The 13,598-nt window shown below is 65.3% G+C and carries 10 protein-coding genes; 1 reads left to right on the top strand and 9 read right to left on the bottom strand.

Annotated elements, in window-relative coordinates; all coding sequences use genetic code 11:
• Position 1 precedes the first annotated feature (1 nt).
• From fdhF to X265_RS25215, 3 genes are read right to left on the bottom strand one after another with little or no spacing between them, the layout of a single operon-like run.
• Positions 2-2,875: a formate dehydrogenase subunit alpha gene (fdhF, locus tag X265_RS25225; protein ID WP_128967265.1), complete on the bottom strand. Its 2,874-nt coding sequence runs from the start codon at positions 2,873-2,875 to the stop codon at positions 2-4.
• 10 nt (positions 2,876-2,885) lie between these two features.
• Positions 2,886-4,442 (bottom strand): formate dehydrogenase beta subunit, encoded by a 1,557-nt coding sequence (locus tag X265_RS25220; protein ID WP_128967264.1) that lies wholly within the window; start codon positions 4,440-4,442, stop codon positions 2,886-2,888.
• Positions 4,439-4,927 carry a formate dehydrogenase subunit gamma gene (locus X265_RS25215; RefSeq protein ID WP_128967263.1) on the bottom strand — a complete coding sequence of 163 codons (489 nt, stop codon included), beginning with the start codon at positions 4,925-4,927 and terminating at the stop codon, positions 4,439-4,441. The genes X265_RS25220 and X265_RS25215 overlap by 4 nt, the downstream gene beginning before the upstream one ends.
• A gap of 224 nt (positions 4,928-5,151) precedes the next feature.
• Here X265_RS25215 and X265_RS25210 point away from each other — a divergent pair, with 224 nt between their 5' ends.
• Positions 5,152-6,048 (top strand): LysR family transcriptional regulator, encoded by an 897-nt coding sequence (locus X265_RS25210; RefSeq protein WP_128967262.1) that lies wholly within the window; start codon positions 5,152-5,154, stop codon positions 6,046-6,048.
• Positions 6,049-6,148: 100 nt separating this feature from the next.
• On the opposite strand, the gene X265_RS25205 is transcribed toward X265_RS25210, so the two are convergent.
• The 6 genes from X265_RS25205 to X265_RS25180 form a co-directional block, all read right to left on the bottom strand.
• On the bottom strand, positions 6,149-8,479 hold the full coding sequence (locus tag X265_RS25205; RefSeq protein ID WP_128967261.1) for a PAS domain-containing sensor histidine kinase: 2,331 nt from the start codon (positions 8,477-8,479) through the stop codon (positions 6,149-6,151).
• Between the two features lie 225 nt (positions 8,480-8,704).
• On the bottom strand, positions 8,705-10,096 hold the full coding sequence (locus tag X265_RS25200; protein ID WP_128967260.1) for a cation-efflux pump: 1,392 nt from the start codon (positions 10,094-10,096) through the stop codon (positions 8,705-8,707).
• Between the two features lie 209 nt (positions 10,097-10,305).
• On the bottom strand, positions 10,306-11,277 hold the full coding sequence (locus X265_RS25195) for a zinc-binding dehydrogenase (protein ID WP_128967259.1): 972 nt from the start codon (positions 11,275-11,277) through the stop codon (positions 10,306-10,308).
• A gap of 25 nt (positions 11,278-11,302) precedes the next feature.
• Positions 11,303-12,298 (bottom strand): NAD(P)H-dependent flavin oxidoreductase, encoded by a 996-nt coding sequence (locus X265_RS25190; RefSeq protein ID WP_128967258.1) that lies wholly within the window; start codon positions 12,296-12,298, stop codon positions 11,303-11,305.
• A 298-nt stretch (positions 12,299-12,596) separates the two neighbouring features.
• Positions 12,597-13,259, bottom strand: a complete 663-nt coding sequence (locus X265_RS25185; protein ID WP_128967257.1) for a hypothetical protein — start codon at positions 13,257-13,259, stop codon at positions 12,597-12,599.
• Positions 13,260-13,317: 58 nt separating this feature from the next.
• Positions 13,318-13,521 (bottom strand): hypothetical protein, encoded by a 204-nt coding sequence (locus X265_RS25180; RefSeq protein ID WP_018647766.1) that lies wholly within the window; start codon positions 13,519-13,521, stop codon positions 13,318-13,320.
• Positions 13,522-13,598: the final 77 nt, after the last annotated feature.

The raw sequence follows: 13,598 nt of genomic DNA, 5'->3' as shown, positions 1-13,598 counted from the left end.
GTTACTCCGCGGCCTCGGCCGGCACGATCCGGCGGGACTGCCGCGCCTGTGCGTCGTAGCTCTTCTGCCAGTCGGACGGACCGTTCGACGGCGAGATCTGCACCGCCGTGACCTTGTATTCGGGGCAGTTGGTCGCCCAGTCCGAATAGTCGGTCGTGATCACGTTGGCCTGCGTGTCCGGATGATGGAAGGTGGTGTAGACGACACCAGGCGATACGCGGTCGGTGATCTCCGCGCGGAGGGTGGTTTCGCCGGCACGGCTCGTCAGCCGCACCCAGTCGCCATCGCGCACGCCGCGCTGCTCGGCGTCGTGGGGATGAATCTCGAGGCGGTCTTCGGCATGCCAGACCACGTTCTCGGTGCGCCGTGTTTGCGCGCCGACATTGTACTGGCTGAGGATGCGGCCCGTGGTGAGCAGGAGCGGGAAGCGCGGGCCGGTGCGTTCGTCGGTCGCGACATATTCGGTGACGACGAACTTGCCCTTGCCGCGGACGAAGCCGTCGATGTGCATCACCGGGGTGCCCTCGGGCGCCTTGTCGTTGCAAGGCCACTGCACCGAGCCGAGCTCGTCCAGCTTGGCATAGGAGACGCCGGCGAAGGTCGGCGTCAGCGCAGCGATCTCGTCCATGATCTCGGAGGGATGGCTGTAGTTCATCTCGAAGCCCATCGCCTTGGCGAGCGCGATGGTGACCTCCCAGTCGGCCATGCCGTTCTTCGGCGACATCACCTTGCGGACGCGCTGAATGCGGCGCTCGGCATTGGTGAAGGTGCCGTCCTTCTCGAGGAAGCTCGAGCCGGGCAGGAAGACATGGGCATAGTTCGCGGTCTCGTTCAGGAAAAGGTCGTGGACGATGACGCATTCCATCGCCGACAGCGCCGCCACCACATGCGTCGTGTTGGGGTCCGACTGCAGGATGTCCTCGCCCTGCACATAGAGCCCCATGAACGTGCCTTCGATCGCGGCGTCGAACATGTTGGGAATGCGCAGGCCCGGCTCCGGGTTGAGCTTGACGTCCCACATCGCCTCGAACTGCTCGCGCACGGCATCGCCCGCGATGTGGCGATAGCCGGGCAGCTCGTGCGGGAACGAGCCCATGTCGCAGGAGCCCTGCACGTTGTTCTGGCCGCGCAGCGGGTTCACGCCGACGCCGGGACGGCCGATATTGCCCGTGGCCATCGCGAGGTTGGCGATCGCGATCACCGTGGTCGAACCCTGGCTGTGCTCGGTGACGCCGAGGCCGTAGTAGATCGCGCCGTTGCCGCCGGTGGCGTAGAGGCGGGCGGCTTCGCGCAGCGCCTTCGGGTCGACCCCGGTGTGGATCGCGGTCGCTTCGGGGCTGTTGTTCGGCCGGGCGACGAACGCCGCCCATTCCTCGAACTCGCTCCAGTCGCAGCGTTCGCGCACGAAGGCCTCGTTGACGAGACCTTCGGTGACGATGACATGCGCCAGCGCGGTCATCACAGCGACGTTGGTGCCCGGCATCAGGGGTAGATGCAGCGCCTTCACGTGCGGCGAATCCACCATCTCGGTCCGGCGAGGATCGATCACGATCAGTTTTGCACCCTGGCGCAGCCGCTTCTTCAAGCGCGAAGCAAACACAGGATGCGCTGAAGCGGGATTTGCCCCGATGATGACGACGACGTCGGTGTCCTCCACCGAGTCGAAATCCTGCGTGCCGGCGGAGGTGCCGAAGGTGGTGGCGAGACCGTATCCGGTCGGGGAATGGCAGACTCGGGCGCAGGTGTCGACATTGTTGTTGCCGAAGCCGGCGCGGATCAGCTTCTGCACCAGATAGGTTTCCTCGTTGGTGCAGCGGGACGAGGTGATGCCGCCGATGGCATCGCGCCCGTATTTCTTCTGGATGCCGCGCATCTTCGCCGCGGCAAACGAGAACGCCTCGTCCCAGGACACTTCGCGCCAGGGATCCTGGATCCGCTCGCGGATCATCGGCTTGAGGATACGCTCCTTGTGGTTGGTGTAGCCCCAGGCGAAGCGGCCCTTGACGCAGGAATGGCCGCGATTGGCCTTGCCGTCCTTGTACGGCACCATGCGCACCACTTCCTCGCCGCGCATCTCCGCCTTGAAGGCGCAGCCGACGCCGCAATAGGCGCAGGTGGTGACGACGGAGTGTTCGGGCTGGCCGATCTCGATCACGGACTTTTCCGTGAGCGTCGCGGTCGGGCAGGCCTGCACGCAGGCGCCGCAGGAGACGCATTCGGAGCCCAGAAAACTCTCGCTCATGCCGGGCGAGACACGGCTGTCGAAGCCGCGGCCGGAGATGGTCAGCGCGAAGGTGCCCTGCACCTCCTCACAGGCTCGGACGCAGCGCGAGCAGACGATGCACTTGGAAGGATCGTAGGTGAAGTAGGGGTTGGACTCGTCCTTCGGCATCCAGGCGGCGTTGATTTCGCCGCTGGTCTTCGCGAAGACGTGGTTCTCGCCCTCATAGCCGTAGCGCACCTCGCGCAGGCCCACGGCGCCGGCCATGTCCTGCAGTTCGCAATCGCCGTTGGCGCCGCAGGTGAGGCAGTCGAGCGGGTGGTCGGAGATGTACAGCTCCATCACGCCCTTGCGCAGCTTCTTCAGCCGCTCGCTCTGGGTGTGCACGACGAGACCGTTCATGACCGGCGTGGTACAGGAGGCCGGCGTGCCGGCGCGGCCCTCGATCTCGACGACGCAGAGCCGGCAGGAGCCGAAGGCGTCGACCATGTCGGTCGCGCAGAGTTTCGGGATCTGGTGGCCGGCGTCCATCGCGGCCCGCATGATCGAGGTGCCCTCGGGCACCGTGACCTCGTTGCCGTCGATGGTCAGCGTGACCATCGTGGTCGATTTGGAAGCCGGCGTGCCGAAGTCGATTTCTTTGATCAGAGACATTCTCGTTCTCCTATTCCGCGGCCTGAAGCGTGGTCGGCACGGGTGCGAAATCCTCGCGGAAATGTTTCAATGCGCTGAGCACGGGGTAGGGCGTGAAGCCGCCGAGCGCGCAGAGCGAGCCGAATTTCATGGTGTTGCAGAGGTCTTCGACCAGCGTGAGGTTTTCAGTTAGCCGCTCGCCGCGCATGATCTTCTCGATGGTTTCGACCCCGCGGGTCGAGCCGATGCGGCACGGCGTGCACTTGCCGCAGGATTCGATGGCGCAGAACTCCATGGCGAAACGCGCCTGCTTGCGCATGTCCACGCTGTCGTCGAACACGACGATGCCGCCATGGCCGATCAGGCCGTCGCGGGCGGCGAAGGCCTCGTAGTCGAACGGCGTGTCGAACAGCGCGCGCGGGAAATAGGCGCCGAGCGGGCCGCCGACCTGCACCGCGCGGACAGGACGGCCCGTGAATGTGCCGCCGCCGATGTCGTCGACGAGCTCGCCAAGCGTGACGCCGAAGGCCGTCTCGAACAGTCCGCCCTGGCGGATATTGCCGGCAAGCTGGATCGGCATGGTGCCGCGCGAGCGTCCCATGCCGAAATCGGCATAGGCCTTGGCGCCTTCGGCGAGGAGGAAGGGGATGGCCGCAAACGACAGCACGTTATTGATGACGGTCGGCTTGCCGAACAATCCATGATGTGCCGGCAGCGGCGGCTTGGCGCGCACGATGCCGCGGCGGCCTTCGAGGCTCTCCAGCAGCGAAGTCTCCTCGCCGCAGACGTAAGCGCCGGCGCCGACGCGGACTTCCATGTCGAAGCTGCAGGTCGAGCCGCCGATCTTGTCGCCCAGATAGCCGCCGCGCCTCGCCGCCTCGATGGCTGCGTTCATCGCCTCGACCGCATGCGGATATTCGCTGCGGATATAGATGTAACCCTTGGTCGCGCCGACGGTGATGCCGGCGATGGTCATGCCCTCGATCACCAGGAAGGGGTCGCCTTCCATGATCATGCGGTCGGCGAAGGTGCCGCTGTCGCCTTCGTCGGCGTTGCAGACGATGAATTTGCGGTCGGCCTTGGCCTGCGCCACGGTCTTCCACTTGATGCCGGTCGGGAAGCCGGCGCCGCCGCGGCCGCGCAGGCCCGAGGCCGTCACTTCGTTGAGGATCGCGTCCGAGCCGAGCGGCAATGCGCGCTCCAGGCCCTTGTAGCCGCCATGGGCGCGGTAGTCGTCGAGCGAGCGCGGATCGATCACGCCGCAGCGAGCGAAGGTGAGGCGGGTCTGGCGCCTCAGCCAGGGGATTTCGTCGGCGACGCCGAGGAGCAAGGCGTGCGGTCCATTGCTCGCCATCGACTCGAGCACGGAGGCCACGTCTTCCACGCTGACCGGCCCATACGCAAGGCGGCCCGCGGCGGTTGCGACCTCGACCATCGGCTCCAGCCAGCACAGTCCGCGCGAGCCGGTCCTGACGATCTCGACGGGCAAGCCACTGATGGCCGCGGCCTGCTCGAACGCTGTGGCAACTACATCGGCGCCAACGGCGACAGCGGCGGCATCGCGGGGAATGAAGATCCGCATGGTCATCGCTGCGCCTCCGCAACCAGCGCATCGATACGCTTCTCGTCGAGCCGGCCAATGAGACGGCCGTCGAGCATCGCGGACGGCGCGGTCGCGCACAGCCCTAGGCAATAGATCGGCTCCAGCGTGACGCGCTCATCTGCCGTGGTGTTGCCGAGCGAAACGCCCAGCTTCGCTTCGGCGCGCGCCGCCAGCGCATCGCCGCCTGCGGCCTGGCAGGCCTCGGCGCGGCACAGCTTCAGCACATGGCGGCCGGCCGGCTTGTGGCGGAAGTCATGATAGAAGGTGAAGACGCCGTGGACCTCGGCGCGCGACAGATTTAGCGCCTGCGCCACCATGGGAATCGCGGCCTCCGGCACGTTGCCGAACGCCTCCTGGAGCGCGTGCAGGATGACGAGCGTCGCGCCCTCCTGGCCCGCATGTTCGCCGATGATCTCGGCGCCGCGCATCTCGTTCCAGGGTTCGTAACAAGGCTCAAAATGCGCTGTCATTCTTCATTCTCAACCAGAGCGTTTCCTTGGCGCAAACTAGTTGGAATCATTCGAAGATCAATAAAGCTGTCCCGTGCTGCGATTGCGAATTCGGATCGATTTGCAACCGCAATCGATCGATCTGAAACGCTAATGAAAGTTGTATCGGCTGCCGGTTTTTGCGTGTTGGTGCAGGCCCGGCATGCTAGCTTGCATGCCACGATGGAAGTTGAGGGGACGACCGGTTGATCGACAAACTTGAATTATTGCTGGCGCTGGCCAAGGAGCGGCATTTTGGACGGGCGGCAGAGGCATGTGGCGTCACCCAGCCGACCATGTCGACCGGGCTGAAGCAGCTCGAGGAGATCCTCGGCGTGATGCTGGTCCAGCGCGGGTCGCGATTCCAGGGCTTTACCCCCGAGGGCGAACGGGCACTCGATTGGGCGCGACGCATCGTCGGCGATGCCCGCGCGATGCGCGACGAGATCAACGGACTAAAGCATCAGCTCTCCGGCGAGATTCGCATCGCGGCAATTCCGACCGCGCTCGGCATGGTCGCCTCGCTGACGACGCCGTTTCGCGCCCGCCATCCCGAGGTGCGTTTCAGCATCCGCTCGACGACCTCGTCGGAGGTGTTGGGTTTGCTTGAAAATCTCGAAGTCGATGCGGGCCTGACCTATATCGAGAACGAGCCGATCGGGAAGGTGCGCACCATTCCGCTCTACAACGAGAGCTATCGTCTGCTGACCGCGCCCGACGGGATGTTCGGAGACCGCGAAACGGTGACATGGAAGGAAGTCGGGCAGGTGCCGCTGTGCCTGCTGACTCCCGACATGCAGAACCGGCGGATCATCGACCGTGCGCTGCGTTCGGTCGGCGCCCAGGCGACGCCGACACTCACATCGAACTCGCTGCTGGTGCTGTTCACCCACGTCAAGACCGGGCGCTGGGCCAGTGTGATGCCGGCCAAGCTCGCCGAGACGCTCGGGCTGTCGTCCGACAAGGTCCGCTCGATTCCGATCGTCGAGCCGGAAGTCAATTACAGCATTGGCCTCGTGATCCCGCAGCGCGATCCGATGACGCCGCTGATCGCGGCGCTGGTCAATGTCGCCCGCGAAGTGGCGCCGACGCTGCAAGCGTAGATCCGAAGCTGTTCGTTTGAGTCGGTACGAGCCACGAGCTCGGATAACCTCTCCCCATCGGGGAGAGGTGCGCCTGCGGCTCGCAAACGCTCATTCGGCTCTAGGCCGCCGCGGAAATCCCCGACGCGGCCTTGATGGCGTCGCGCGGCAGCGTCACGCGGACGACGGTGCCGACTTCGAGCCTGGAGCGCAGCCGCATCGAGCCGCCATGGAGCTGCGCCAGCGAGCGGGCGATCGCAAGCCCAAGGCCGGAGCCGTGATAGGTCTTGGTGAGCTGGCTCTCGACCTGCTCGAAGGGGCGCCCGAGCCGCGCCAGCGAGTGCGGCGCGATGCCGATGCCGGTGTCGGCGATCATCAGCACGATCCTGTCCTCGAGCTGCCGGCTGCGCACCACGATGCGGCCGCCGTCCGGCGTGAACTTCACCGCGTTGGACAGCAAATTGACGACGATCTGCTTGGTGGCGCGGCGGTCGGCGACGACGGAGATCGATTTCTCGATGTCGGCGTCGAGCGTCAGGTGCTTGTCCTGGGCCCGGCCTGAGACGACGCGCAGCGATTCGGCGAGCGTCCGCGACAGGTCGAGCTCTTCCATGTCGAGCTTCATGCGGCCGGCCTCGATCTTGGACATGTCGAGGATGTCGTTGATGACCTCGAGCAGATAATGGCCGCTGGTCAGGATGTCGTGGCAATATTCCTGGTACTTCTCGCTTCCGAGCTCGCCGAACATGCCCGAGCCCATGATCTCGGAGAAGCCGATGATGGCGTTGAGCGGCGTGCGCAGCTCGTGACTCATATTGGCGAGGAATTTCGACTTGGTCTGGTTGGCCTCCTCGGCCCGCGTCTTCTCGCGCTGGTACTTCTCGGCGAGGTCGGCGAGCTCGATGGTCTGGCGTTCCAGCGCCGCCTGCGAGCGCTTGAGGTCGATGACGGTGGCGCGCAGGCGCAGATCGTTGTCGACGAGCTTCTGCTCGTGTTCCTTGATCCGGGTGATGTCGGTGCCGACCGAGACGTAGCCGCCGTCCTTGGTGCGGCGCTCGCTGATGTGCAGCCAGCTGCCGTCGTCGAGCTGGGCCTCGAAGGTGCGGGCGCCCGGGCCTTGGGCCGCGGTCTCGTTGTGGCGGGTGCGCACCTCCGGCATGCGGCCGACTTCCAGCACGGTCTCGTAGGAGGTGCCGGGGATCACCGCCGTATCGGGCAGCTTGTGCAGGCGCTGGAAGTGCGAGTTGCAGAGCACCAGGCGGTCACTGGCGTCCCAGAGCACGAAGGCTTCAGGAATGGTCTCGATCGCGTCGCGCAGCCGAAGGTCGGCTTCGACGGTGCGCTCGGCGAGGCTCTTCTGCTCGGTGATGTCGACCGCGATCCCGATCAGGTGCATGCCTGAATCGCTGGCGCCCCGGGTCCGCTCGCAGCGCACGCGCAGCCAGATCCAATGGCCGTCGACGTGCTGCATGCGGAAGGTCTGGTCGATGTGGTCGATCTTCTCGGAGATGAGCTGGTCGGCGATCGCGAACAGGTCGATGTCGTCGGACTTCACCAGCGCGTTGACCTCGCCGAAGGTGAGGAGCTCGTTGCGGCCGTCGAGGCCCAGCATCGAGAACATCGATTGCGACCAGAAGATCCGGCCGCGCGACAGGTCCCAGTCCCACAGGCCACAGCGGCCGCGGTTAAGGGCGGTGTCGATCCGGCCGCGCACGGCGTCGTTGATGAGGTCGCCTTCGCGGGCGCGGGTCGACTGCCAGTGGAAGGCGAAGCCGAGGATCAGGACGACGAAGCCCGTGGTCGCCGACAGAGTCACCGACAGCGCTGCGTCCGAGCCCCAGATCGGCTCGTTGCGCTCCTGGATCACGGTGACGAGGCCGGGCAGCGACTTGATCGGCCGTGACGTCGCCAGCGCAGCGTTACCATCAGGAAGAGTCATGCTGGTGACGTCATTGTCGCGCGGAGGCGCGGCAAGCAGCTGTGCGGTGGTGATCGCATCGAGCAGGCGGTCGTTGCCGGCTGGATCGCTGTCGATCGGAATGCGGGCGAGGATGCGGCGGTCGACGCCGGCCGAGGTGACGACGACGTGGCGGCCCGAGACCCTGGCCTTGGTCGGGATCATGTCGGGCAGCAGCGTCGACAGGTTTTCGATGTTCCTCAGCCGCTCCGCGCGCACGGAGGTGACGCGGTCGATGCGCTCGGCGAGCAGTTCGGCCAGCATCGAGATGTCGTTCTGGATCACCAGGCGCTTCTGGCGCGTCTGGTCGACGACCTGGACGAAGGCGCCAAGGCAGATCGTGACGAGGAAGGCGATGATGAGCGTCGGTACGGCGCGACGAAGCGCGGGCTCCGCGACCAGGAGCCGATGATAGGCAGGTTTCGCGATCGATTGCGCCAATCCCTTGATCGAATCGGATTGGACGCATGCGTTCGCGGCGTCTGCACGCGCCATGCCTTCGGCCCCCTGAAAACCTGCTTGCTACTCGTTTCGAAAGCAGCCCCACATCGCTTTCGAATCACAGCGATTTGAATCCAGTTTGCGCAGGCTGTCGAGAGTCAACGAAACGTTAACGTGAAATAATTCTTATCCAAGGGAGAGTTCGCGCGCTCTGATCCCGCAAACTCACGTGTGCAATGAGTCCGAAACGAGAACGCAGGACTCCAGACGTATTCCGCGTCACGCGCGCGGCGGCTCGGCGTGGCTGATGACGCGCTTCACGCTGGGGAACGCGCGGCGCAGCGCCCGCTCGATCGCATCGACATGATCGTGCACCTTGATCACGCTCATGGATGGCGTGGCGCGGCAATGGAAATTGACGATCTCGCCTGCATCGGTGTTGCGGACACGCACGTTATGGATGTCGTGGATCTCGCTGCCGTCGGCATATTCCGCCAGCGCCGCCGCGATGGTTTGAACCCGCTCCGGTGTCGCATCGACGCCGAACGGCAGTTCCGGTTCCAGCGGCTCGATATGGACGTCGACCTCGACGTCCTCGCCGAACTCTTCCTTGATGTTCCGCTCCAGCGTGTTGGCGATGTCATGAGCCGCCTCGAGCGGCATGTGGGCGTCGACCTCGAGGTCGATGCTGACGATCAGCCGCGTGCCTGAGTTCTGCGCCGGGCCCAGGTCATGCACGGTGACATGGTGGATGGCGAGGCCCGAATTGCGCGCGATCACCATGATGCGGTCGCGCACGGTCTCGTTGTCGCGGGCGACGGGGACGGCTGTGAACGAGAGGTCGGCATCGCCGAACGCCTTGATCACGGCAGCCTCGGCGTTCCGCTTGATGCTCTCGACGCGATCGATCGGGTAGGTCCTGGGCACCTTGACGATGCTGTCGATGAACGTGGTCGCCCCGACCATGCGCACGCGCAGCCGCTCGACGTCGATCACGCCGGGCACGCTGCAGATCGCGGCGCTGGCCTTTTCCTGTGCGCCTTCCGGGGCGCGGTCGACCAGCGTCTGCACCGTCGAGCCCGCCATGCGCAGGCCGAGAGCCGCGATCATCACGGCGACCGCAGCGGCCGCCGCGGCGTCGCCCCACCAGAAGCCGAGGGCCGCCAGGATCAGTCCGATGATGACGGCGAAAGAGCCCATGACGTCGGATGCAAAATGCAGCGCGTCGGCGGCGAGCGCCTGGCTGTGGGTCTCGCGTGCGGCCCGGTGCAGGGCACGGGCACGCCAGAGGTTGACGGCGATGTCGAGCACCAGCACCACGAACGGCACGGCCGAGATGGTCGGGGGCGGGGTTCCCTCGCGCAGCCGGCTGTAGGATTCGACCAGGATGCCGCCGGCCAGCACATAAAGCAGCGCGGTGACGCCGAGCGCGGAGATGCTCTCCAGCTTGCCGTGGCCGTAATGATGCTCGTCGTCGGCCGGCTTGTCCGAGACCCGCACCACGGCCCAGGTGATGATGGTCGCGACCAGGTCGATCGAGGAGTGCAGGGCTTCGGAGATCAGCGCCAGCGAGCCGATCGCGATGCCGACCACGAATTTGGCCGCCGCCATGCCGCCGCTGGCCAGGATCGAGATCGCCGCGACCGATGTCTTGTCGTGTTGTCCGCTCATGGCCGGGGATTTAGCAGGGCGGCGGTGAACATCAAGCGACGATCCACAGGCGTAGTCGCGAGTGAGTCGCAGGAGCAGTCTACGTCTTGCTCGGTTTCGTAGGGTGGGCAAACGCGCAGGGCGCCTTGCCCACCATTGTTCCGAGATGGATACGAACCGTGGGCACGCTTCGCTTTGCCCACCCAACGAGACCGGGATCGGAACGGCGGTTACGGCACCGTCACCACGATCTTCCCCAGGTGCTTGTTCGCTTCCATGTGCTCGAACGCCTGGTCGATCTGATCGAACGGATAGACCTTGTCGATCGGCAGTTGCAGCTTGCGCGATTCCACGGCGCCCCAGATGTCCTTCCTGACCTCCTCGAAGATTGCGCGGACCTCCTCGATCGTGCGGGTGCGGAAGGTGACGCCGATATAGCTGATGCGGCGGGCGGCATGCAGGTCGAAGTTGAAGTCGGCATGGGTGCCGCCGAGCCGGCCGACATTGACGATGCGGCCCAAAACCTTGGTGGCGGCGAGGTTCTGGTTGGCGACCTTGCCGGAGACCTGGTCGACGATGAGATCGACGCCTTCGCCATTCGTTGCCTTCAGCACCTCGTCGACCCATTTGGGATCGGAGGAGTCAACCGCAAGGTCCGCGCCATATTCCTTCAGCCGGCCGCGCCGATAGGCATCGGTCGAGGAGCCGATCACGAGCCTTGCGCCCTTGAGCCTTGCAATTTGCATCGCCATCAGGCCGACGCCGGAGCTCGCGCCCTGGATCAGCACGGCTTGCCCCGGCTGCACGCCGCCAATGGTAACGACGGCATTGTGCATGGTCGCAAGCGCGACGGGGAGGGTGGCTGCCTCCTCGAAGTTCATGTTCGAAGGCGCACGGAACAGCCGGCCGTGGTCGGCGAGCGTGTACTCGGCGAAGGCCGCGCTGCCCGAGCCCATGATGCGATCGCCAACTTTGACCCCCTTCGCATCCGGTCCAAGCTCGGCAACTTCGCCGGCCCATTCCATCCCGAGTACGGTGCCGACGCCGCCGGCCGCGCCATGAGCGTGGCCTTTGCGCATTCCGGTGTCGGCGCGATTGAGGCCGCAAGCGCGGACGCGCACCAGCACTTGCGTGCCTTTAGGCTTTGGTTGAGCGACGTCGGAAATCCGAGCGCCTTCAGGGCCGTAGACGTAAGCCTTCATGAATTGCTCTCGCTTCTTGCAGTGACTATTCCGCGGCTTGCGCGGTTGGTTGAACGATCATGCCTTCGAGCCGGCTGCGAATGATCGCCTCGGCTTCACGTACGATTCGCGAGATCAGCTCGCCGCAGCTCGGGATGTCCTGGATCAGGCCCTGCACCTGGCCGGCGGACCAGATGCCCTCGTCGGAGTTGCCTGTGGCGTAGACCATCTTGCCGCGCGCCCCCGCGACGAGCTCGCGGATGTCCTCGAACTTGGCGCCTTCCTTCTCCATTGCGACGACCTTGGTCGAGACCGCGTTCCTGGCGACGCGGGAGGTGTTGCGCATGGTGCGGAAGATCAGCTCGGTCTCGCGTTCGTCATTGGCGACGATCTTCTCCTTGATGAGCTGGTGGATCGGGCTCTCCTTGGTCGCCATGAAGCGGGTGCCCATGTTGATGCCCTCGGCTCCGAGCGCCAGCGCCGCGACGAGGCCGCGGGCGTCGGCAAAGCCGCCGGAGGCGATCATCGGGATCTTGACCTTGTTGGCGGCGGCTGGGATCAGGATCAGGCCGGGCGTGTCGTCCTCGCCGGGATGGCCGGCGCATTCGAAGCCGTCGATGGAGATGGCGTCGACGCCCATCCGCTCGGCGGAGAGCGCGTGGCGGACGCTGGTGCATTTGTGCACGACTTTGACACCGTGCTTTTTGAACTCGTCGACATGCTCCTGCGGCTTGTTGCCGGCGGTCTCGACCACCTTGATGCCGGCTTCGATGATGGCGGCGCGGTACTCGGCATAAGGCGGCGGCTTGATCGCCGGCAGGATGGTGAGGTTGACGCCGAACGGCTTGTCGGTGAGGTCGCGGCAGCGCGCGATCTCCTTGGTGAGGTCCTCCGGCGTCGGCTGGGTCAGCGCCGTGATGAAACCGAGCGCGCCGGCGTTGGCGACGGCCGCGACCAGCTCGGCCCGTCCGACCCATTGCATGCCGCCCTGGACGATCGGGTGCTCGACACCGACGAGTTTGGTGAAGCGTGTCTGCAACATGATGTTTCCCCCGCCTGCGTGGCAGGCCCTGTTATCGGTCGATGGGGAGGAGGATGCCGCCGGGTTAGGGAAATGTCTATTGCGCCGCCGTGCGGTGAGTCATGCGGGCGGCGGAGGTGATTCCGTGAGACGGATAATTTGAGTTAAGCGGTTGCTCTTTGGAGCAAGCTCGTTCCTCGCACTCGGTCGTCATACCCCGCGCCTTCTCGGTTCTAGCCTCGCTGCCTCTGGAATACTAATTGCCCGATCCAGTGCGCGAGCGCGCACAAGGCGGGCAATGACACCGCGTGTGGAACGGCTACTCCGCCGACAGCCGCACCACCTGGCGGCCGCCGTTCATCTCTTTCAGACTGTTGACGAAGTTTTCCGGGCGCTGCCAGCGGTTGGGGACTTTCAGCCCCATGTATTCGGCGATGTCGCCGATGAAGCCCGTGCAGTTGGTGGTCTCGGCGTTCCAGACCGGTGAGCTCGCCTGCAGCTTCTTGATGTAGGCGAACACGCGCTTGGCGTCGGCCTCGTTGAGATAGACGCGATAGTTCGCGGTCAGATAGTCCGGATCGAGATCGCCATAGCTTGCACCGGTCTCGGACGGCACCCAGGTGAAGTAGCCGAGCACGTAGGTCCAGGTGTCGCCGGCGGGCGTGAGGCCGGCGACCTCGACGGCTTTTTCACTGGTCTTGCCGTACCAGACGAAGGCATGGCCCCAGCTCGCCGCCGTGCGGGCGCGGAAGTCGACGTAATAGGGACCTTTCTCCGTCCGCGCTAATCCGCGCCGCATCACTTGCGGCGCTGAGCGCGGTGCTGCGTCGGTCGAGACAGACGCACTGGCGTCGGCCATGCGCTTGTTCGACTCGTGTCTGATCTCCTGGGCCGAGGCGGAGGACATCAGGCATGCGAGCATGGTCGCAAGCGCGAGCCCTGCAAGGATGCAGGATCCCGATCGATCAGGTCTGTTCGTCACGTGTGCCCCTCGACTGTCGGCCGTTGACGCAAATTCTTGCGTGGCGTCCGCCGGCGCCTCAGTAGCGCGCGGCGACCGGGCCGGGCGCCTTGCCGATCGGAGCCTTGCCAACCGGGCTCTTGCCGATCGGCATCTTGCCGATGGGGGCCTGTTCGGCCGGATACACCGGCACGGGCTGGCGGCGCGGCAGGTCCGCGGCGTTCGCAGCCGTCACCAGAGCAAGCGTCGCACCCAGAACAAATACAATCTTCTTCACAGTCATACCCCTAGCAGGTTTGGTCCAAACACGGCCGAGCCGTGCCCCCAGACACGCCCTCCAAAAGGGCGACGGAATGCGAC

The organism is Bradyrhizobium guangdongense (assembly GCF_004114975.1).
In the GTDB taxonomy this organism is placed as follows: Bacteria; Pseudomonadota; Alphaproteobacteria; order Rhizobiales; family Xanthobacteraceae; genus Bradyrhizobium; species Bradyrhizobium guangdongense.
Note: the sequence above shows the minus strand (reverse complement) of the source record. Positions and strands in the feature narration are given on the sequence as shown.